Raw genomic sequence first — 19838 nt, forward strand, 5'->3', positions numbered from 1 at the left:
TGTGAGACTGGCTTTGCTTTATTCAGCGGCTTGGATTTCGCCGCTTTCGATCTGCTCTTGCTCGATGCTTTCAAACAACGCTTTGAAATTACCCTCACCAAAGCCGTCGTCCCCTTTGCGTTGGATAAACTCAAAGAAGATTGGACCGATGACGGTTTTGGAGAATATCTGAAGCAGGATTTTGGTTTCGCCACCGTTCACGACACCCTCGCCATCAATCAGGATGCCGTGTTTCTTCATGCGATCCAGCGGCTCGTCATGGTCCACGACGCGAGTTTTGCTAAGGTCATAGTACGCGTCATTGGGGCCAGGCATGAATTTGATGCCTTTTTCGGCAATCGCATCGGTGGAGGCATAAATGTCATCAGAGCCAACGGCGATGTGCTGAATGCCTTCGCCGTTGTATTTCTTGAGATAGCTGACGATCTGGCCGGTTTCACCGCGGTCCTCATTGATCGGGATGCGGATTTTACCACAGGGCGATGTCAGCGCGCGTGACAACAACCCAGTGAATTTGCCCTCAATGTCAAAGAAGCGAATTTCACGGAAGTTGAACAGATCACCGTAGAATTTGAACCACTTGTCCATGTTGCCCTTGAACACGTTGTGCGTCAGGTGATCGAGGTAAAAGAAGCCATCTCCCTCGGGCTTGGAGGTCACCAGCCAGTTGAACTCCTCGTTGAAGGGTGAGGTGTCATAGTATTGATCTGTGAAATAGATCAAGGACCCCCCAATGCCCTTGATTGCGGGCCAGTTCAGCGTCTTGTCTTCTGCATCATAAACTTCCGCACCTTTGGCAACAGCATGCGCCACTGCTTTCTCTGCATCCACGACACGCCACCCCATAGACGGTGCGCAGGGACCATGCTCGGCCACAAACCGTGCCGCAAAGCTGCTCGGCTCATTGTTCAGAATGTAGGTCACATCCCCTTGTTGCCATAGTTCTATCGCCTTTGATGTGTGATTGGCGACATGCACGTATCCCATCTTTGTGAACAGATCGCGCAGCTCTTGTGGCTCTGGATGGGCGAATTCAACAAACTCAAATCCGTCTGTGCCAGCTGGATTGAAGTCAGAAATTTCTGCACGTGGGGCGTCATGTGGGAAAGGACCCATGGTGCGTCTCCTCTTTTTTGGGCTACATTTGTTCGCTATGCTCAAAATACGCCTCATTAGACGCGTATTTGCCGCGAAGTGATATACATTATTAGGTTTTTGTGCGTACACTACGCATGTATCCCTGAAATTACGCAACAAACACGCACATGCTTGATGACACTGATCTGCGGCTACTGTCCGCGCTGCAACAAAACGCACACCTGACCTCTCAAGAACTGGGTGAGCGCCTTAACCTGTCGCCCAGTCAAGCTGGTCGTAGGCGCCAACGCCTTGAGGCCGAAGGCTTTATCGAAGGCTACATTGCCCGTTTGAGCGCTGCCAAACTGGGCCTCACGGTACAGGCGTTCATTCAGGTACAGCTGGGCACACACGGGCCCGAACAGGCCCAGAAATTTGCCACCTTGATCAGCACCCGATCTGAAATCGTCAGTGCATGGACGCTCACAGGTGATGCCGACTATTTGCTGCGTGCATATTGCAACGATCTCTCCGCCCTCAACCAACTCATTCACGAGGTTCTGCTACCTCATGCGGCGGTCAGCCGCGTGCAGAGTCAAATTGTCATGGATCAACTCAAAAAAGATGCTCCTCTGCCTACATAGGTTACGCGCACCCCAAACAGGACCAACGAATGGAAGACGCCCTATACACTGCAACCATATTCCTGATGACAGCTGTCATCGCGGTCCCCCTGTCCGCCCGGTTGGGCTTGGGCTCCGTGCTTGGTTACTTAGCGGCAGGTATTTTGATTGGCCCAGTGCTGGGCTTGGTCGGCACCCATGAGGCGGATGAACTGCTGCACTATGCCGAGTTTGGTGTGGTGATGATGTTGTTCATCATTGGTCTGGAATTGGACCCCCGCGCGCTGTGGGCAATGCGGCATAAATTGATCGGTATGGGCGGTTTGCAGATTGGCCTCACTGGGGCGGCCGTTTTCATACTGACCTTGGCCTTTTCCCTGCCGGTGCATGTCGCGGTGGCCTGTGGCATGATTTTTGCCCTCTCCTCCACTGCTATTGTGCTGCAAACCCTAACGGAAAAGGGCTTGATGCAAACCAACGGTGGCCGGGCGACCTTTGCTGTCCTTCTGACCCAAGACATCGCCGTCATTCCCATGTTGGTGATCTTGCCGTTGTTCGCAGGCGCCGCGTTGCCACAGATGATGGCCGATGGGTCGATCACTGTGCCACAACACGCCGACACCAGCCACAGCTTGTCGCTTGTCGAAGGCCTGCCCGGTTGGGGCGTGGCGCTGGTAACACTTGCGGCCGTGGCAGCAATCGTTTTTGGCGGCATGTACCTGACCCGACCGGTATTTCGGTTTATCCACGCCGCACGCCTGCCGGAAATGTACACCGCGCTGGCCTTGTTGATTGTGGTGGGCATCGCGCTGCTGATGAGCTTGGTAGGGCTCTCTCCCGCTCTTGGCACTTTCCTTGCGGGCGTGCTCTTGGCCAACTCTGAATTCCGACATGAACTTGAAAGTGACATCGCTCCGTTCAAGGGCCTGTTTCTTGGGCTGTTCTTCATTACCGTGGGTGCACAAATCGACTTTGAGGTTCTTTTGTCCGCTCCGGTGCAAATTATTAGTCTTGCACTGACGGTGATCGCGCTTAAGGCGGTTGTGCTGTATCTTCTGGGCCGCGCTTTTGGTCTGCGGCGTCGCGGTCTTTGGCTGTTCACGCTTGGCCTCGCACAAGCCGGTGAATTTGGCTTTGTGCTGATCACCACGGCCACAGGACAATTTGTCATTCCGCCCGAAATTGGCGAGCGTCTTCTTTTGGTGGTCGCCTTGACCATGCTGATCACGCCGCTTTTGTTTATTCTGTTTGAGAGGATCGCGAGGAAGTTTGGTGATCTGGAGCCAGCACAGGAAGAACCGGATGAAATAGATCACAAAGGACCTGTAATCATTGCCGGGATTGGCCGCTTCGGGCAGATCGTCAACCGACTGGTACGGGCGTCCGGCTTTGAGACCATTGTCCTGGACCACAACATACAAACCATTGAAAATATGCGGCACTTTGGCGTGAGAGGTTTCTTTGGAGATCCAACGCGCCCTGAAATTCTGCACGCAGCCGGGCTCTCAGAAGCCAGTGTTCTCGTGGTCACTCTAGACAGTGAAGATGCGGCGCTCAAACTCGTGAAATACGCGCGCAAAGAACGTCCTGACCTGCACATTATCGCGCGCGCACGTGATCGCAGCGCCGTGTTTCGCCTCTATAAGGCGGGCGCAAATGACATTGTACGAGAGATGTTTGACAGCTCTCTGCGCGCCGGGCGCTATGTTCTGGAGAACATCGGCCTCACCGAATATGAAGCCGCACGCGCCGAACAGGCGTTTTACAAACATGACCGATACGCTGTGCAAGAACTGGCCGAGGTCTGGCGCGAAGATATCCCACCGACGCGCAATGCTGATTACATCGCCCGCGCCAAAGAACTCGAAAGCGAACTGGAGGCGGTGTTGCTGTCTCAGTTTGATGAGGACCCAGACAGCAAGAAAGAGGCCTAGTCGCTCAGGCGTCTGAAACACCTGCTTCAGCAAAGGTGGCCATCCCCGAATGACAAGCCACAGCCGCTTTCAAGATGTTGATCGCAACTGCCGCCCCCGAGCCTTCTCCGAGCCGCATATTCAGGTCTAGAATCGGCCGTTTGTCCAACTGCGCAAGTAACGCGCCATGTGCACTTTCTGCACTGACATGGCCCGCAACAACGTGATCGAGCGCACCCTCAACCGCATCCGCAAGCGTTGCAGCCGCCGCTGTGGCAATGAACCCGTCCAAGATCACGGGGATACGTAGGTTGCGCGCTCGTGCAATTGCACCGACCATTCCAGCCAACTCACGACCACCAAGACACCGCAACGCCTCAAGCCCCTTGGGTGTGTCATTGATTGCAACGCCTTCACGCACCACGCGCACCTTGTTGGCAAGGCCAGCATCTCCCACGCCGGTTCCGCGTCCAACCCAATCTTCCGCTGCGCCGCCATAGAGGGTATGTGCGATCGCTGCAGCACTGGTGGTGTTGCCGATGCCCATTTCCCCAACAACCAATAAATCGGTGTCAGGATTCACCGCATTCCAGCCAGCGGAAAGCGCCGCAACGATCTCCGCTTCACTCATCGCAGGCCCCTGGGTGAAGTCGGCGGTGGGTGTGTCCAGATCCAACGCAATCACATCCAGATCAGCACCGGCAGCTTTGCTCAGCTGGTTGATTGCTGCGCCGCCATGTTGAAAGTTCAAAACCATCTGCTCGGTCACTTCAGCAGGAAAAGCTGACACACCTTGTTTGGTCACACCATGGTTGCCCGCAAAAACGATCACCTGAGGCGCCTCAATGTTGGGGCGTGGGGTACCGCGCCAACCGGCATACCAAATAGCGATGTCTTCCAAGCGACCCAACGCACCAGGCGGCTTGGTCAATTGGCCGTTACGTGCCTCGGCCTCACCCATGGCCTTCTGATCGACACCGGGTGCCCCTGCCAACAATGCGGTGAAAGCGGCCAAAGTGGAAAATTCTGCAGACATCGGGCGGGGCTCCTGTTGAATTTTTAACGTTAGCGCTGTTTACCTCATTGCCAGCCCCCGGCAAGACAGGAAAAAGACGCAGCTATGGACAGTTCCGACACGTCACCATTTCGCCCGCGCGACATCAACACGGCCATTGCACTTTTGACGCGACTGCCGGTGAAAGCGGACTTCAGCCGAGGTGCACGGGCGTCTTGGGCCTACGGCATGGTTGGAGCTGTATTGGCGCTGTTGGCGGCTTTGCCAACCGCTGCGCTGTTGTGGCTCGGCGTGCCACCGGTCTTGGCGGCCGTTGTCTGGTTGACGGCCATTGTGGTGATGAGCGGTGCGATGCACGAAGACGGTCTGGCCGACACAGCCGATGGCTTCTGGGGCGGCTGGGAAAAAGCCCGCCGGTTGGAAATCATGCGCGACAGCCGGATTGGGGCTTACGGAGTGATTGCGCTTGTGCTCTCCATAGCGGCACGCTGGGGGGCCATTACCATCCTTCTGGAGGCCGATGTATGGCTCTTTGGCTTGATTGCCGTGGCAATGCTGTCACGCGCCAATATGACTTTGGTCATGACCGCCCTGCCCCATGCGCGCAACGACGGGCTCAGTCATGCGCAGGGCCGGGCGCCACGCACTGGAGCCATCACAGGTTTTGCCCTTGCCACAGTTGTCGCCTTTGGCTGTGTGGGTATCAGCGGCGTGGTTTTGGCAGCTGTGGCCTTCGTAATGGCGGCGCTGTGTTCGGCCACTGCGCGGGTAAAGATTGGCGGTCAAACCGGTGACGTACTCGGTGCCACGCAGCAAGTGACCGAAATCGCGCTGCTGTACGCCTTGGTGATTTTGGCACAGCTCTAAGCTCCATCCGTGTCAATACACACCAAAGCACCGCAGTGTTTGCAGTGCACCGCATCCGGATCATGTCGTAGAAGGCCGCAGCTTCCACATCTGTGACGTACTTTTTGCGGTCGAATGATGGCTTGTGCAAGCTGCACAAACAGCGCCACACCACCAACCATCACACAAATGGAAAACAGCTTGCCGCCGGGCGTCTGCAACGTGATATCGCCGTAGCCGGTGGTGGTCAGCGTCGCGACAGTAAAATACATCGCATCAATAAACGGGTTTGCACTGTCGGTGGTGTCAATAAAAAACACCAAAGACGTCGCTGATGTCACCATTACGAAGACAAAGAGATTGATCGTCGCAAGCACCGCATCTTCGTGGTTCCGAAACCATCTGCTTTCTTTTCGAAGGTCATAGAGAAGGTGGTACGAATGGATCAGTCGCAATCCACGAAGCACCCTGAGAAATTCCAAGTCACCCTGCAACCAAGGATCAATAAACAACGACCCAACCACAATGATATCTGCCAGAGTGTAAATGCGGCTCAGGAAAAAACGACGGTTTTCAGCGATCCACCACCGCGCCACAAGATCCAGAGAAATGATCACACCCGTAAGTCGGCTCGCAAAGACCAAGACAGGATCATAAGGGACGTGCGCAGTTGCGATGAAAAACAGAATAGTGACAAAATCAAATACGATCAGCGCATACCTGAATTTCACAGCACCGCGCGTATGTGCCGTATAGAGTCTTTCAACGGTGACCTTAAGCTGTTCCATGCGGCACTCCCTAAGCAGAAGTAAACGTCATGACTTGGCCCCATGCAACGGTTTGGCCTGAAATCACGCACAAAAAAGGGACCGCAAGACGTTGCGATCCCTACTCAAATTCTTCGATCAGTTTTGTTTATGCGGCGCGAGACACCAACACATCGTCCACCTGTTTTGCAGCAGCGGCCTCATCACCACCTGCAACGGCGGCCACTTCCCGTGTCAACCGTTCAAGTGCCGCTTCATACAGCTGACGCTCAGAATAGCTTTGCTCGCGCTGATCGTCCGTGCGATGCAAATCACGCACAACTTCGGCAATGGCGATCAGGTCACCTGAGTTGATCTTTTGCTCATACTCCTGCGCACGCCGAGACCACATTGCACGCTTCACCTTAGCCTTGCCCTTCAGGGTTCTCATGGCCTGATTGATGACATCAGGGCTGCTGAGTCCACGCATGCCAATCTCAGTCGCCTTGTTGGTGGGCACCCGAAGGGTCATTTTGTCTTTCTCAAACGAGATCACAAAAAGCTCCAGCTGCATGCCTGCAACCTCTTGCTCTTCGATGGAGATAATCTGCCCCACGCCATGTGCCGGATAGACAACGTATTCGTTTGGGCTGAACTCGTTCTTTTTGGCTTTGCTCATGCAATACTTCCTTTGTGAGCCCCATCATCCCAGACAAAAAATTTCGCTCGGGAAAGGCTGTTTCCCGATACGGAATGTCCTCTGGTAGAAAAAGCCACCCTCTGCGGTTTCGCGGGGATGGCTCTCAGGCAATTATGTCCTCTATGAAAGTAATATAACACAAAAACACCTGCCTTTAAAGCGCAGCGCGCTGAAAAAGGTCATTCGCATTGTGTTTTCAAGCGCTTGAGCTCGAACTTTACCAATAGGACAGTCTGCGCTCCCCATTTACGGAGCGAATCAATCTTGTTAGAAAGCTTACCCGCCTTCGCCCGGTGCTTCAGAGAAATATTTCTCCATCTTACCGGTTTCTCCGTCGCGCTCTTCAGCTTCCGGCAGCGGATCTTTCTTGGTGATAATCACCGGCCAGACCTCGGAGTATTTGCGATTGAACTCAACCCATTTTTCCATATCCGGTTCGGTATCCGGACGGATCGCATCCGCGGGGCATTCAGGTTCACACACACCACAGTCGATGCATTCGTCCGGATGGATCACAAGGGTGTTTTCCCCCTCATAGAAACAATCCACCGGGCAAACTTCGACACAGTCAGTGTATTTGCAGGCAACGCAGTTTTCAGTGACGACGTAGGTCATAGCTCAGGACTTTCACATCAGATTTGGCAATCTGCCTAAATCAGCACGCCCTAATCTTCAAGGCGGGAAGACTTCATAAGATCGAGATTGCGGCGATCCCGTTTTGTAGGACGCCCTTTTCCGTCTGACCCCGGAGCCTTTGGAACAGGTTTCTCTTCCGGGGTCATATCTTCATACAATGTTTGCGCTTCAGGCGCAGGACCACGGCGTTCCCCGATGCCAAGCACTTTGATCACGCGGATGTGCTTGGCCTGTGGGAAGGTCAAAACATCCCCTACGGCAATGCTGTGGCTGGCTTTGGCAACTTTGGTACCATTCACCCGTAGATGTCCTCCGGTGACAACTTTGGCTGACAGGCTGCGGGTCTTAAAGAACCGCGCCTGCCAAAGCCATTTGTCGGCCCGAAGTTTCGACGTAGGGACGCTCACGCGTTTAACCCTTGTCTTTCAACCCCATAAGCGCTGCGGCAAAGGGGTTGTCCGGGTCGATCGCCTTTTCCTTTTTGGGCGGGCGTGCCTGGAACTGTTTGGGGCCATTGTCACGACGTGGACCTTTGCCCTTGGGCTTGCCACCTTTGCCACCGCGCGGACGGTCACCAGCTTGCGTGTCGTTGCGGCGGTTGTTGCCACCCTGTTGACCACCTCTGCGTTGGTTGTTGCGGTTGCCACCCTGACGACCCACCCATTTGAACGTGTAAAACACCTCCATTTCGGGCTCAACTGTAGTTGGATCCGCTGTTTCTACAACCGGTTCCTCAGCTGCCTCAGCCGCGACCGGAATGTCATCTTCGGCAACAGCCTCTGTTGATGTGTCACCTTCGGCTGGTGTCTCTGCCTGCGCTGCGCTGTCGACCTCCACCGAAGCGTCAGCTTCAGTTTTGGCCTCTGCGTCAGACGAATCTGTTGAGGCATCATTTTTCGGTGCTTCGGCGACGGCTTTGACTTTTTCGCGCTCGTCTTTTTCGGCGGCGTAGCCGAGGCCCTGCATCAGGTCGGCGAATTGCTCAAGCGTCATACCAGTGATCGACAACATGTCCGCTTTGGCTTCAAAACCGCCACGGCTGTCTTCTGACCGCAACATATCAGCCAGGCGCTCCAGCATGTCGATACGAATCGCACGCTCACCTGCGGCGCGATAGCCCGCCATCGCATGATAGCCACGCGGCGTAGCGTCACCAGATGGCACCGTCACCAGACCGGGAGGTGGCGCCTCAGGGAATTCTTGCAGCCCCTGCGACAATGACCACAACACCAAACGCAAACGCGTTGGCGCAGGCTTCAGCAGCAGCGGCATAAAGATGGTGAATTGCCCAAACCGAATGCCGTGTTTGCGCAGCGCACCACGGGCATCTTGATCCAGCTCTTTCACTTCGCTGGCGACCTCACCACGGGGGATGATGCCCAGACCTTCGACCATGCGGAATGCAAAGCCGCGTGCGAGCCCGTTCAGCTCTTCGTCACGGCTCAGATTCAAAAGCGGCTCAAACAGCGCAGCAATCTTGCGATCCACGAAGTGCTGCAAGCGGCGTTCAACTTTTTGCGCCACATCGGCACCAGCTTCATCATCAACAAACACGGCGATACGTGGTTTCAGAGGGTCATCCCCTACCACCAGTTTACCAACGGCGTGTTCGCCCCACATCAGGCCACCTTGTTCGGTGAAGTCGATTTCCGTATCCGGCGCGTTATAAAACCGATCAGCACGCAAATGGAATTGCGGCGCCAAGGCCTGCAAGCTCGCGGTCTTAAGCGTCTTGGCTTCCTGACCACTGGCTTCTTTGTCCGCACTAAAACGGAACCCCTCAAGACGACCGACGAATTCTCCTTCGACGGTTACCTCACCTTTATCATTCACTTCGGCCAAAAGGGCCTCCTTCTGTTTGAGCCGGCGCAACAACACAGATGTGCGCCGATCCACAAATCTTTGAGTCAGTCGCTCATGGAGCGCATCCGATAGGCGATCTTCTACCGCGCGCGTTTCCCCGCGCCAATGGTTTTCGTCACTTACCCACGACTTACGTTGTGCGACATAGGTCCAAGTACGGATAAAGGCCAGACGTTTCGACAATGTGTCAATATCGCCATCAGTACGATCTAGTCGCTTCACCTGCCGGGCAAGCCAATCGTCAGGCACGCTGCCCCGTTCGTGCAAATAGCTGAATATTTGCGCGATCATCTGCGCATGTTCAGCATGGCTGATCCCACGAAAGTCGGGAATACGGCACACATCCCACAACAGCTTCACAGACGTGCCGCTGCTGGCACGCGCCTGAATTTCGGCCTCCGCTGCCACTGTTTTAAGCGCCCTCAGATCGTCGGCTTCACGCGCCTTCATCAACAAAGGGTCGTCGGGACCAACATCCAGCGACCGGATCAATGCATCCACAGTCCCAAACTCAAGCCGTGCGCTGCGCCAATTGAGTTTGCGCACGGGTGTAAAGCGATGCTCCATGATTGCTTCGGCCACCCCGTCATCCAACGTCGGTGCCTCACCCGTAACTCCAAAGGTGCCGTGGCTCATACCGCGACCGGCACGCCCCGCAATCTGCGCCAACTCATTTGGCGCCAAAGGCCGCATACGGCGACCATCAAACTTGGTGGTCGATGCAAAAGCAACATGGTCAATGTCGAGGTTCAACCCCATCCCAATGGCATCGGTGGCCACGAGAAAATCAACGTCACCGTTCTGATACAACTCCACCTGCGCATTGCGCGTGCGCGGGCTCAGCGCCCCCATCACAACCGCCGCGCCACCTTTTTGCCGACGGATCAGCTCTGCAATGGCGTAGACACTGTCCACTGAGAAGCCGACAATCGCCGAGCGCGGTTGCATCCGGCTGATCTTGCGGCTGCCCGAATAGCTGAGTGTGGACATCCGCTCGCGCCGCATGAACTGCGCCTCAGGCACCAATTCCGCAATTGTGGAACGCATGGTATCGCTGCCCAAAAACAAGGTTTCCTGTGTCCCACGCGCCCGCAGCAAACGGTCTGTGAACACATGCCCTCGCTCTGGATCAGCACACAATTGGATTTCGTCAATCGCAACAAAATCCGCGCCCATGCCCTCGGGCATCGCTTCAACAGTGGCCACCCAATACTGGGCACGTGGCGGCACAATGCGTTCTTCTCCGGTCACCAACCCCACAACAGATGGCCCACGCGCCGCAACAATACGGTCATACACTTCGCGTGCCAGAAGCCTGAGCGGCAACCCAATCACACCTGTGCGATATCCCAGCATGCGCTCGATGGCGTAGTGGGTTTTGCCAGTGTTGGTTGGTCCCAACACGGCTGTGATACGCCGATCTGCGGCCATGATGGTGTTGCCTGTGCTCGCTTCGTGTGTCTTTAAAGCTCTTGGCCGCGTGCCAACGGTTGGAGTCTCTGCAAGGCTTCTGTTAGGCCTGCCTGATGGGGATGTATAGCCTTGACCTGCAGATAAGCCTCATAGGCATCTATCGGCTTGCCCATTTCATCGAGCATCAGCGCCAGTCCCATAATGGCATCAAAATGCTTTGGATTGAGCGCCAGCACTTGCTCCAAATCACTCAACGCCGGGCCGTACAGATCCAGCGCATAAAATGCGCGCGCCCGCTCTGCCCAGCCCTGCGCAAACTCAGGCGCGTGATCAACCAGTGCCGTGGCGTGCTCTACGGCCGCCTGCATGTTTTCCGCGTCAATGGCATCTCGCGTGCGCCGCAGCAAGTAGTCGGCACTTGCAGACCCTGATGCATCCCAAACGTGGCGGATCCGACCCGCAACCCGCCCCGCCTGTGCCGGATCAGCATCCGCCAGCGCCTGCATCAAGCTGTCCAAATCCTGCGGAGGCACAACAGATTCGCCGTCTTCAGCTGCCGACACGTTCCCGGCCTCCTGAGCAAAGGCTGCGTCAGATACACCAAAAGGTTGAAAATACCCCGTTGCCAGCACAAATGCCGCAACGGTAGGTTTGAGAAGACGATTAAAGTTGACCATAACGTAAATGATTGTAGCCCTTGCGCGTGACATAACCAAGATGCGCACAACAAGTTGAAGGATCAAGCAGATGAGCGATATCATTTCGGCCGCCGTAGCAGCCCTGAGCGAAAAATTGGGTGGCGAAGCCTTTGACGGTTCTGCCAAATTTGCCATCGAAGGTGAAGGCGCACTGATTATCGACGCCGAAGGCGTACGTGCCGGAGATGACGAAACCGACGTCACCATGACCGCAGACGTCGAAACCTTTCAAGCGATTCTCGATGGCGAGCTGAACCCAACTGCGGCGTTCATGTCCGGAAAGCTGACGATTGATGGCGATATGGGCGCAGCCATGAAGCTTGGCGGCGTGCTGGCCTAATGACTTTGCAGAGCGCACCCTTTCATCACGACGTTTCAGACGGCCCAGACGCACAAGCATATTGGGTTACCGCCGACGACGGGGTGCGCCTGCGCTTCGCCCATTGGACCCAAGACGGGTCAAAAGGCACTGTTCTGCTCTTTCCGGGACGAACAGAATACATCGAAAAATACGGACGCGCGGCGGCTGATTTTGCCAAACGCGGCTTCGGCATGGTCGCCATCGACTGGCGTGGCCAAGGCCTTGCGGACCGATTGGTGGCCCCCCGCTACACTGGCTATGTGGCCAAATTCACCGACTATCAACGGGACGTCGCAGCGGTCTGTGCTGCCTTGAAGGCCATAGACGCGCCAAAACCTTGGTACCTTATCGGCCACTCGATGGGGGGATGTATCGGTCTGCGCGCTTTGATGGAAGGCTTACCGGTTGCCGCCGCAGCGTTTTCCGGTCCGATGTGGGGTATTCACATTGACCCTTGGATGCGCCCAGCCGCTTGGGTGCTCAGCGCTCTATCAAAGCCGCTTGGGTTTGGAACCAAACTGGCCCCTGGCACAAGCGCGACGACATATGTTCTGGATCAGGCTTTTGACGGCAATGCGCTCACCAAAGACGCCGACATGTACGCCTATATGCAACGGCAAATGACCACGCATTCGGATCTGTCCCTTGCGGGGCCCAGTTTGCATTGGCTGTATGAAGCGTTGAAAGAGTGTCGCCACCTTGCGGCACAGCCCTCACCCGACGTCCCGTGTATGACTTTCCTTGGGAAAGACGAGCAAATCGTTGACGTCCCAGCCATCCACGACCGCATGGCGCGCTGGCCCAACGGCACGCTTGATACGATCGATGCAGGTGAGCACGAAGTCATGATGGAAGTGCCAGAAAGCCGCAGCCATGTCTTTGACGCCAGTTCTACGTTTTTTGAGCAACACAACTGAACACTGCCTTTGTTCGCTACTGAACACTGCCTTTGTCCGCTTTTGACCTGAAGACTGTTGATTGCGTATGGCGCCAGCAGGCGCCCAAGAAACCATTTCTGCAATGCAAATATACGGGGCTTAGGCCATCAGAATGGATGTAAACGCGGTCCATAGACGCAAGCCAGCCCGCTATTTTTCGAACCATCCTGTCGCCAACGCTCTGGCCCAATCTTCTCGGTGGTTTCTGGCAGCACATGCGCAGGCGCGCTCTGCCGCATAAGGCACTGACCGGAAGGTTGTGGTCCATTCTCCATGCAACTTTTCGACCACCGCATAAGAGGCGTTCGGTGATCCGGTTTGCATATAGTGATAGACTGGCTTCTCATCATCATAGGCCGGGCACCCCACACTCCCCGGATTCACAATCGTGCGACCATCTGGCAAGCAAACACAGCGCGGAATATGAGTGTGTGCACAGAGAATAAGGCCCTCGGCAACTCCAACCGCCTGCGCCTTAACCTCGTCCAGTGTGGCGGCGCGAACGGTTCCATCTTGTTGCACGTGTTCAAGCCAGTACGTTGAATCGCTCGTCGGTGTTCCATGGCACATGAAAACATCATCAAAGACGGTTCGCGTCGGTGGCAAACTTTCTATCCATTCCAAATGTCTGGGAGAGAGCTCATCAAATGCGACCTGATCAGACAGTCCCATATCCGCCCTTTTTTGTTCGATGAGATAGCGGTCATGATTGCCTCTAATTGAAACAAAATCGCGCGCCATAAGCAGATCGGCGGTTTTTGCAGCGTTCAAGGGACCACTGAAGAAGTCGCCAAGATTCAAAGCTGTCTCAATCTCAAGCGCCTCCATGTCGTGAAGAACCGCTTCTAAAGCGTCCGAGTTGCCATGAATGTCAGCCAAAACCGCAAATTTCATACACAATTTTTCCCATCGCAGGGGCCGGAAAGCAAGGCAATACCTTGAACCTACTGCGCCACTCTGCCTATCTGACACGCAACTGATGATTTCAAAAAGGTGCTCACATGCTGAACCTTCCGTTTCCCGTGCGCGACGCCAACGCGTCTTCTGGCTCTCAAGACTTCGGCGACCTGCCCGAGTGGGACCTGTCAGACCTCTACACCAGTGACGACGCACCAGAATTGCAGGCTGATCTGGCTTGGCTGGAAACCGAATGTGCTGCTTTCGCAACCGACTACGAGGGCAAGCTTGCTGGTCTTTCTGCTGACGATCTGCTGACCTGTGTGCAACGCAATGAGAAAATCTCGCAAACTTCTGGCCGCATTATGTCCTACGCAGGACTGCGCTACTACCAGCTCACCACCGATGCTGAACGCGCACAGTTCATGGCCAACATGCAGGAAAAGCTCACCAATTTCTCCACGCCGCTGGTGTTTTTCACGCTCGAACTGAACCGCATCGAAGATGACACATTGGCCGCAGCCTTTGCACAAAACGAAGAGCTCGCCCGCTACGAACCTGTCTTCCGCCGCATTCGCGCAATGAAGCCACACCAATTGTCTGACGAGTTGGAAAAATTCCTGCACGACCTCGGCGTGGTCGGCGACGCTTGGGAGCGCCTGTTTGACGAAACCATTGCGGGCCTGATGTTTGATGTGAACGGCGAGACGCTCAACATCGAAGGCACACTCAATTTCCTGACTGACCCAGACCGCTCAAAACGCGAGGCCGCCGCGCAGGAACTGGCCCGTGTGTTCAGCGACAATATCAAAATCTTCTCGCGTGTGCACAACACTGCCGCCAAAGAGAAAGAGGTCGTGGATCGCTGGCGCAATATGCCAACCGCACAAACCGGCCGTCACCTGTCGAACGACGTGGAGCCTGAGGTTGTGCAAGCCCTGCGTGATGCGGTTGTGGCTGCTTATCCAAAACTCAGCCACCGCTACTACGAGCTAAAGCGCAAATGGCTCGGCCTGGAGACGATGCAGGTCTGGGATCGCAATGCGCCTTTGCCGATGGAAGACCCCACCACCGTCGATTGGCACACCGCACAACAGACTGTGATGGAGGCTTATAACGCTTTTGATCCCCGCATGGGCGAGATTGCAGCGCCGTTCTTCACCAAGGGCTGGATTGACGCCGGTGTGAAACCCGGCAAAGCGCCGGGCGCCTTTGCCCACCCCACCGTGACCAACGTGCACCCCTATGTGATGCTGAACTACCTCGGCAAGCCCCGCGACGTGATGACATTGGCGCATGAACTGGGCCACGGCGTGCACCAAGTGCTGGCCGCGGAGCAAGGCGAGATGCTGTCGTCTACCCCGCTGACCTTGGCCGAAACCGCCTCTGTGTTTGGCGAAATGCTGACCTTCCGCACGATGCTGGACAAAGCCGAAACCCAGGAGCAGCGCAAAATCTTGCTGGCCGGCAAAGTTGAGGACATGATCAACACCGTGGTGCGTCAAATCGCGTTTTACGACTTTGAGTGCAAACTGCACGCCGCGCGTCGCGAAAGTGAACTCACACCAGAAGACATCAACGCGCTGTGGATGTCGGTGCAGGCCGAAAGCCTTGGCGACGCCTTTGAGTACATGGACGGCTATGAGACCTTCTGGGCCTATATCCCGCACTTCGTACATTCACCGTTCTACGTCTACGCCTATGCCTTTGGCGACGGCCTCGTAAACGCACTCTATGCGGTCTACGCGGAAGGGGATGAAGGCTTTGAAGACAAGTACTTTGAGATGCTCAAAGCGGGTGGCTCCAAACACCACTCCGAACTCCTCGCACCCTTTGGTCTGGATGCCTCTGATCCAAAATTCTGGGACAAGGGGCTCAGCATGATCTCGTCAATGATCGACGAGCTTGAAGCGATGGAATGAAGAAGTCTTCTGTTCGGCGCTATAAGGAAGGAGAGCATGAGCAAGTTTGGCGCGAGCTGGACTTTGCTCTTCTTCCAATCAAAGAACAGTTTGAGCTCGGACTTGGCACTCATCCCAGTGAGGAGGAAACCCGCGAAGTCATCACACTGACCTTTGAAAGAGTGGCGCGAAACGTGGACAGGCTGGTATCGCGCTTGCGCGACATTGGCTATCAATTTGCCTGCGAGGCGGAGGCGAAGTCCCCGCACCCACCGCGCAGGCCGGCTGTCGCAGCTGCAAAACTGGCCCGCACCAACACTCTGGAGCGATTTGACGACCTTGAAGTGACCGGCAGTGGCCCGTTTCCCATTGCCCTCTCACTGTTTGCGGAACTGGTTGGCAGCGTCGATCTTCGGCAGCAACTGACCGAGGATCAACTCGACAAGCCCTCGGATCCTATTCTGAAAACTCTTGGTGATTGGGACCCACTGGAAGTCGATTTTGACTTTCTTCAATACGAGATCGGCGAGGAAGAAGCAGAGCTTCATCCGCTGCCGGAAGGTGGCCTTGCTTTGCAACCCGCCTTCGCTGGAAGTTTTGAACACAAAGCCAACATCAGTGGTGCATGGAATCCGCATCTGCGTCTCCCAAGCTATCGAGTGGATCCAATGGTGTTTGCTGAAGGCATCGCGCTCCCCTTCACGACCTATCTACGTAAGACCTAACCAGAGGCGGTTTTTTTGGGGCACCGCGTCCATTTTTTCGGGCGAAGTATTTTGGTGATACCTCGGGCTACTACCTGAATGAGACCAAGTGGCCAAAACTCAAGGCAGTTGAGGATGGCATCTATTTGCCGGATCATCCAATTTTTGTCTCCTTGTCAAAAGATTTTACAGCTTTCTGATCCCCCACGCCGTCCCGGCCCCAAGCCTGCACAGCAGCCCAATTCTGCGGCGCCAATCACGTTCAGCCCCACAATCACCTCTTCCGATTGCACAGATGTGCAAACAATCAACATTGTCTTTTCATTCCGAAACACCCCAAATACGCCACTCGCCCATTAACGTGTCAACGCAACGCGAAAAACACGCATTGCGCGAAGGAGCTCTTTGCCTCACACTACAGGAAATCTAAAATACCGGACTTACTCATGTTGCGCATTATTCACATTATCCCCCTCATGATCGGCCTCGCGTCGCCGCTTCACGCACAAACCCTGATTGGGGATTGGAATTGTTTGGAACAGCCGCCGGAAGGCGAAGTACATTCACAAGTTACATTCAAGCCAAACGGAAGGATGCATGCCAAAATTCAGTATAAAATCGCGTTTCCTGACGCTGAGATCTTGGGAACGGCGCGTTACAAAGGCAAGTTTGGATATACGGCAGAAGGCCACCTGACAGATATTCCAATGAGTGCGAAAATCACCTCGCTCACCGGCAATGGTATGGATATCAAAAACAGCGAAGTTGCAAGACAACTGAAAGCAGCACTGCTTGAAGACAACGGAACACTTGCGGAAATCAAAGTTCTTACATCTTCTCAATTGGTCATTCGAGCAGATGGCAGGGATATCACATGCAAGAGGCCCCAAGGTTACCTCGGTTCCTAGCATAAAACGACGTTAAAACACCCCCATCGCCAGCCCTGCAGCAAGCGCCCCGCCAATCTCACCACAGCGCGCCAAATCGTCTTTCCCAATCACCTTCTCTGCCAAGATGGCATCTGCCGTTTGCGCCTTTGTACAGACGATTATCGGCGCTTGCACCTCTTTGAGCCGCCAACCCGTCGCGATGCGCGCCAATTGCCGCGCTGCCCCCTGACCGTCTGACCCCGCACAGATCATCTGTGCATAGGGACGCCCTTCTATTTTCCCCAAGGCCGGATAATAGCAGCGGTCAAAAAACTCTTTCATTTGTCCAGACAGGGAGGCCAAGTTTTCGGGCGCCACAAACAAATACCCCTGCGCCCTCAGAAGGTCCTCTGGCCCCACCTCGACTGCGGGCATCAATCGTGCAGAACCTTCTTGTCTGGCGGCATCAAAGGCCGCCTGCGCCATCTGACGGCTGCCTCCAGTCCGCGAATGATAGACGATCAACAATTCCGACATCCAATAACTTCCCTAATGCGGCACCTATGTATGTCTTACAGTAGACCGGTCTGCTGCCCCCAAACAATCACACAGGATGATTGAAGCCTCTGCTTGCTTGCCTTAAGCTCGCAATCAAATGTGCCCCTTTTTCCCTAAGTCCTCATGGTCCGCCACAGGAGTTTCACCCATGAATGTTGTATCCACCGCTTGCGCCTTGATCGCGCTCACCGCCTCAACCGGGTTCGCCCAGTCACTTGTAGGCACATGGACTTGTGAACGAAATACCGCAGATGCGGAGGCGGTCTCAAACGTTACCTTTGATGACAATGGACAGCTCAAGGCACTGGTAAACATAGACTTCCTTGGGCACGATCAGAAGGTTTTTGCGCAAGCCCGCTACAAATCCAGCTATGTTTTTGAGGATGGAAAACTGAGCGACACGCCGATCAGCGCCGCCATAAACGCCTTCACCATTGACGGCGCGGACGCAAAAAAAAGCGACCATGCCAAACGACTGCAAGACAGCCTTCTGGAAGACAATGCAACATCGGCGAAAGTGCTGTTTACATCGGATGCATATATGATTTTGTCGCCCGGCAAGGGAGCGATCAACTGCGTGCGGATGCCGTAGAGGCCAACTCCTGTCCTAGCGTCACGCTTTGACAATCGATCTCTCCATCCTAGTGTATGCCTCTGAAGCATATCGACGTTGGGGAAAAACTATGCGCACCTTTGGAAAATGGTTAGGGCGGCTCTTGCTGCTGATGGTTGCGGGCGTGACTGCCTTTCTTGTGTTCGCACCAGCACATGTAGAACAATCCCGCAATGCGGTGGCAGAACACGCCCCCTATCCGGTCAGTGATAGTGCAAAAGCCCTACATTCTGATTTGATCGTCGGAGATTGGCACGCTGACACGCTTTTGTGGAAGCGCAATCCACTAGATCGCGCCGATCGCGGCCAAGTGGACGTGCCGCGCCTGATCGAAGGCAACGTGGCCGTTCAGGTGTTTACCGCCGTCACCAAGTCGCCTGCTGGGCAGAATTACACATCAAACTCCGCGGATGCGCGCGACAATATCACCTTGCTTGCGGTTGGGCAGCTTTGGCCCGCGCGGACTTGGGAGTCGATCTTTGAACGTGCCATCTATCAAGCGGAACGCTTGCATAAGGCCGAAGCGAATTCCGGGGGCGAATTGCGGGTCGTACGCAACACAGCTGACCTCAACGCCGTTCTGGCGGACCGTGCAGCCGGAAAAACCGTGGTTGCTGGCATGTTGGGCATAGAAGGTGCGCACCCTCTGGAAGGTGACCTCGACAACCTGCAAAAGCTGCAAGATATCGGCTATCGCGTCATTGGGCTGCAGCATTTCTTTGACAACGAGCTGGGCGGCTCGTTGCACGGCATTGGCAACAAAGGCCTCACCGACTTTGGCCGCGATGTGGTGCGGGCTGTGGCGGAGCGCAATCTGGTGCTAGATCTGGCGCACTCCAGCCCCCGCGTAGCCCGAGAAGTCATTGAATTGACGGACATTCCCTTGATCGTTAGCCACACCGGGATCTATGGAAACTGCCCGGTGAAACGCAACTACGAAGATGACCTAATGAAAGACATCGTGGCCTCCGGCGGCGTTGTTGGTATTGGCTATTGGGCAGATGTCACCTGTGATGACAGCCCTGCGGGCGTTGCCAAAACGGTCAAAGCAGCCATCGATTTGTTGGGCGAAGACCATGTGTCGCTGGGGTCTGATTTTGACGGCTCTGTGGCGACAGCGTTTGACACATCCGAACTGGCCGCACTCACACAGGCGCTGATGGATATTGGTCTGACAGAGCCGCAAATTCGCAAAGTCATGGGAGAAAACATGCTGCGTGTGTTGCGCGCCCGCTTGGGGTGAGGCCACTGGCCTACACACAAAGCCGCCCCAAAATCACCGTCGGGCGTGTTTTCGCTTTTGGATTGTTTGCCGACAAAACGCGGATAGGCCTGACGCTTGGGTTGCATGCGGGAAAAGCGGCTCCCGCCCCTAAGCGCTCAGGACGCTGAGGGCACAACCCAACAATGCGGGTCTTTTGCTACGTGAGATCGAACGGTTGGTTAGATACGGGGAAAAGCGTAAAA

Annotated in this window: 21 protein-coding genes; 10 read left to right on the forward strand and 11 right to left on the reverse strand. The window is 55.2% G+C overall.

Annotation, left to right across the window (positions count from 1 at the left end):
• Positions 1-18: 18 nt before the first annotated feature.
• On the reverse strand, positions 19-1116 hold the full coding sequence (gene hppD / locus ABWV47_RS03390; protein ID WP_353308435.1) for a 4-hydroxyphenylpyruvate dioxygenase: 1098 nt from the start codon (positions 1114-1116) through the stop codon (positions 19-21).
• 149 nt (positions 1117-1265) lie between these two features.
• On the opposite strand from hppD, the gene ABWV47_RS03395 reads away from it, so the two are divergent.
• Together ABWV47_RS03395 and ABWV47_RS03400 are read left to right on the forward strand one after the other, a co-directional pair.
• The gene (locus ABWV47_RS03395) at positions 1266-1721 is read left to right on the forward strand and encodes an Lrp/AsnC family transcriptional regulator (RefSeq protein ID WP_353308436.1); all 456 of its coding nucleotides are present in this window, start codon (positions 1266-1268) and stop codon (positions 1719-1721) included.
• 29 nt (positions 1722-1750) lie between these two features.
• Positions 1751-3634 (forward strand): monovalent cation:proton antiporter-2 (CPA2) family protein, encoded by a 1884-nt coding sequence (locus ABWV47_RS03400; RefSeq protein WP_353308437.1) that lies wholly within the window; start codon positions 1751-1753, stop codon positions 3632-3634.
• A gap of 4 nt (positions 3635-3638) precedes the next feature.
• Here ABWV47_RS03400 and cobT read toward each other — a convergent pair whose 3' ends face one another.
• Positions 3639-4649 carry a nicotinate-nucleotide--dimethylbenzimidazole phosphoribosyltransferase gene (gene cobT / locus ABWV47_RS03405; protein ID WP_353308438.1) on the reverse strand — a complete coding sequence of 337 codons (1011 nt, stop codon included), beginning with the start codon at positions 4647-4649 and terminating at the stop codon, positions 3639-3641.
• A gap of 84 nt (positions 4650-4733) precedes the next feature.
• Here cobT and cobS point away from each other — a divergent pair, with 84 nt between their 5' ends.
• A complete protein-coding gene (gene cobS / locus ABWV47_RS03410; protein ID WP_353308439.1) occupies positions 4734-5495 on the forward strand; it encodes an adenosylcobinamide-GDP ribazoletransferase in 762 nt (253 codons plus the stop codon).
• Here cobS and ABWV47_RS03415 read toward each other — a convergent pair.
• The 6 genes from ABWV47_RS03415 to ABWV47_RS03440 form a co-directional block, all read right to left on the reverse strand.
• Positions 5492-6262, reverse strand: coding sequence for a potassium channel family protein (locus ABWV47_RS03415; protein WP_353308440.1), 771 nt, complete (start codon positions 6260-6262; stop codon positions 5492-5494). The genes cobS and ABWV47_RS03415 overlap by 4 nt on opposite strands.
• A 127-nt stretch (positions 6263-6389) precedes the next feature.
• Positions 6390-6899, reverse strand: coding sequence for a CarD family transcriptional regulator (locus ABWV47_RS03420; protein WP_353308441.1), 510 nt, complete (start codon positions 6897-6899; stop codon positions 6390-6392).
• 297 nt (positions 6900-7196) lie between these two features.
• Complete coding sequence (gene fdxA, locus ABWV47_RS03425; RefSeq protein ID WP_353308442.1) at positions 7197-7535, reverse strand: ferredoxin FdxA; 339 nt, start codon at positions 7533-7535, stop codon at positions 7197-7199.
• Positions 7536-7585: 50 nt separating this feature from the next.
• Positions 7586-7963 carry an RNA-binding S4 domain-containing protein gene (locus ABWV47_RS03430; RefSeq protein WP_353308443.1) on the reverse strand — a complete coding sequence of 126 codons (378 nt, stop codon included), beginning with the start codon at positions 7961-7963 and terminating at the stop codon, positions 7586-7588.
• A 4-nt stretch (positions 7964-7967) separates the two neighbouring features.
• Positions 7968-10850: a helicase-related protein gene (locus ABWV47_RS03435; RefSeq protein WP_353308444.1), complete on the reverse strand. Its 2883-nt coding sequence runs from the start codon at positions 10848-10850 to the stop codon at positions 7968-7970.
• Between the two features lie 32 nt (positions 10851-10882).
• The gene (locus tag ABWV47_RS03440) at positions 10883-11542 is read right to left on the reverse strand and encodes a tetratricopeptide repeat protein (protein ID WP_353308445.1); all 660 of its coding nucleotides are present in this window, start codon (positions 11540-11542) and stop codon (positions 10883-10885) included.
• Positions 11543-11579: 37 nt separating this feature from the next.
• On the opposite strand from ABWV47_RS03440, the gene ABWV47_RS03445 reads away from it, so the two are divergent.
• Positions 11580-11870: an SCP2 sterol-binding domain-containing protein gene (locus ABWV47_RS03445; protein ID WP_353308446.1), complete on the forward strand. Its 291-nt coding sequence runs from the start codon at positions 11580-11582 to the stop codon at positions 11868-11870.
• Positions 11870-12808 carry an alpha/beta hydrolase gene (locus tag ABWV47_RS03450; protein WP_353308447.1) on the forward strand — a complete coding sequence of 313 codons (939 nt, stop codon included), beginning with the start codon at positions 11870-11872 and terminating at the stop codon, positions 12806-12808. The genes ABWV47_RS03445 and ABWV47_RS03450 overlap by 1 nt, the downstream gene beginning before the upstream one ends.
• A 171-nt stretch (positions 12809-12979) precedes the next feature.
• Here the strand turns inward: ABWV47_RS03450 and ABWV47_RS03455 are convergent, their stop codons facing one another.
• Positions 12980-13723 carry a metallophosphoesterase family protein gene (locus tag ABWV47_RS03455; RefSeq protein ID WP_353308448.1) on the reverse strand — a complete coding sequence of 248 codons (744 nt, stop codon included), beginning with the start codon at positions 13721-13723 and terminating at the stop codon, positions 12980-12982.
• Positions 13724-13830: 107 nt separating this feature from the next.
• Here ABWV47_RS03455 and ABWV47_RS03460 point away from each other — a divergent pair, with 107 nt between their 5' ends.
• Positions 13831-15648: a M3 family oligoendopeptidase gene (locus tag ABWV47_RS03460; protein ID WP_353308449.1), complete on the forward strand. Its 1818-nt coding sequence runs from the start codon at positions 13831-13833 to the stop codon at positions 15646-15648.
• A complete protein-coding gene (locus tag ABWV47_RS03465; protein ID WP_353308450.1) occupies positions 15645-16352 on the forward strand; it encodes a hypothetical protein in 708 nt (235 codons plus the stop codon). Before ABWV47_RS03460 ends, ABWV47_RS03465 begins: the two co-directional genes overlap by 4 nt.
• Positions 16353-16507: 155 nt before the next feature.
• Here ABWV47_RS03465 and ABWV47_RS03470 read toward each other — a convergent pair whose 3' ends face one another.
• Positions 16508-16645: a hypothetical protein gene (locus tag ABWV47_RS03470; protein WP_353308451.1), complete on the reverse strand. Its 138-nt coding sequence runs from the start codon at positions 16643-16645 to the stop codon at positions 16508-16510.
• Positions 16646-16777: 132 nt separating this feature from the next.
• Here ABWV47_RS03470 and ABWV47_RS03475 point away from each other — a divergent pair, with 132 nt between their 5' ends.
• Positions 16778-17239, forward strand: a complete 462-nt coding sequence (locus ABWV47_RS03475) for a hypothetical protein (RefSeq protein WP_353308452.1) — start codon at positions 16778-16780, stop codon at positions 17237-17239.
• A gap of 12 nt (positions 17240-17251) precedes the next feature.
• On the opposite strand, the gene ABWV47_RS03480 is transcribed toward ABWV47_RS03475, so the two are convergent.
• A complete protein-coding gene (locus tag ABWV47_RS03480; RefSeq protein WP_353308453.1) occupies positions 17252-17737 on the reverse strand; it encodes a flavodoxin family protein in 486 nt (161 codons plus the stop codon).
• Between the two features lie 169 nt (positions 17738-17906).
• Between ABWV47_RS03480 and ABWV47_RS03485 the strand changes: the two genes are divergently transcribed.
• Complete coding sequence (locus ABWV47_RS03485) at positions 17907-18350, forward strand: hypothetical protein (protein ID WP_353308454.1); 444 nt, start codon at positions 17907-17909, stop codon at positions 18348-18350.
• 91 nt (positions 18351-18441) lie between these two features.
• Positions 18442-19614 (forward strand): dipeptidase, encoded by a 1173-nt coding sequence (locus tag ABWV47_RS03490; RefSeq protein WP_353308455.1) that lies wholly within the window; start codon positions 18442-18444, stop codon positions 19612-19614.
• The last annotated feature ends 224 nt before the right edge of the window (positions 19615-19838 follow it).

It is taken from the genome of Shimia sp. NS0008-38b (assembly GCF_040370365.1).
In the GTDB taxonomy this organism is placed as follows: Bacteria; Pseudomonadota; Alphaproteobacteria; order Rhodobacterales; family Rhodobacteraceae; genus Shimia.

Excerpts from the sequence above, each read along its gene's own strand:
- hppD (WP_353308435.1), bottom strand. The coding sequence starts at position 1,116 with ATGGGTCCTTTCCCACATGACGCCCCACGTGCAGAAATTTCTGACTTC.
- ABWV47_RS03395 (WP_353308436.1), top strand. The coding sequence starts at position 1,266 with ATGCTTGATGACACTGATCTGCGGCTACTGTCCGCGCTGCAACAAAAC.
- ABWV47_RS03400 (WP_353308437.1), top strand. The coding sequence starts at position 1,751 with ATGGAAGACGCCCTATACACTGCAACCATATTCCTGATGACAGCTGTC.
- cobT (WP_353308438.1), bottom strand. The coding sequence starts at position 4,649 with ATGTCTGCAGAATTTTCCACTTTGGCCGCTTTCACCGCATTGTTGGCA.
- cobS (WP_353308439.1), top strand. The coding sequence starts at position 4,734 with ATGGACAGTTCCGACACGTCACCATTTCGCCCGCGCGACATCAACACG.
- ABWV47_RS03415 (WP_353308440.1), bottom strand. The coding sequence starts at position 6,262 with ATGGAACAGCTTAAGGTCACCGTTGAAAGACTCTATACGGCACATACG.
- ABWV47_RS03420 (WP_353308441.1), bottom strand. The coding sequence starts at position 6,899 with ATGAGCAAAGCCAAAAAGAACGAGTTCAGCCCAAACGAATACGTTGTC.
- fdxA (WP_353308442.1), bottom strand. The coding sequence starts at position 7,535 with ATGACCTACGTCGTCACTGAAAACTGCGTTGCCTGCAAATACACTGAC.
- ABWV47_RS03435 (WP_353308444.1), bottom strand. The coding sequence starts at position 10,850 with ATGGCCGCAGATCGGCGTATCACAGCCGTGTTGGGACCAACCAACACT.
- ABWV47_RS03440 (WP_353308445.1), bottom strand. The coding sequence starts at position 11,542 with ATGTCACGCGCAAGGGCTACAATCATTTACGTTATGGTCAACTTTAAT.
- ABWV47_RS03445 (WP_353308446.1), top strand. The coding sequence starts at position 11,580 with ATGAGCGATATCATTTCGGCCGCCGTAGCAGCCCTGAGCGAAAAATTG.
- ABWV47_RS03450 (WP_353308447.1), top strand. The coding sequence starts at position 11,870 with ATGACTTTGCAGAGCGCACCCTTTCATCACGACGTTTCAGACGGCCCA.
- ABWV47_RS03455 (WP_353308448.1), bottom strand. The coding sequence starts at position 13,723 with ATGAAATTTGCGGTTTTGGCTGACATTCATGGCAACTCGGACGCTTTA.
- ABWV47_RS03460 (WP_353308449.1), top strand. The coding sequence starts at position 13,831 with ATGCTGAACCTTCCGTTTCCCGTGCGCGACGCCAACGCGTCTTCTGGC.
- ABWV47_RS03465 (WP_353308450.1), top strand. The coding sequence starts at position 15,645 with ATGAAGAAGTCTTCTGTTCGGCGCTATAAGGAAGGAGAGCATGAGCAA.
- ABWV47_RS03470 (WP_353308451.1), bottom strand. The coding sequence starts at position 16,645 with ATGTTGATTGTTTGCACATCTGTGCAATCGGAAGAGGTGATTGTGGGG.
- ABWV47_RS03475 (WP_353308452.1), top strand. The coding sequence starts at position 16,778 with ATGTTGCGCATTATTCACATTATCCCCCTCATGATCGGCCTCGCGTCG.
- ABWV47_RS03480 (WP_353308453.1), bottom strand. The coding sequence starts at position 17,737 with ATGTCGGAATTGTTGATCGTCTATCATTCGCGGACTGGAGGCAGCCGT.
- ABWV47_RS03485 (WP_353308454.1), top strand. The coding sequence starts at position 17,907 with ATGAATGTTGTATCCACCGCTTGCGCCTTGATCGCGCTCACCGCCTCA.
- ABWV47_RS03490 (WP_353308455.1), top strand. The coding sequence starts at position 18,442 with ATGCGCACCTTTGGAAAATGGTTAGGGCGGCTCTTGCTGCTGATGGTT.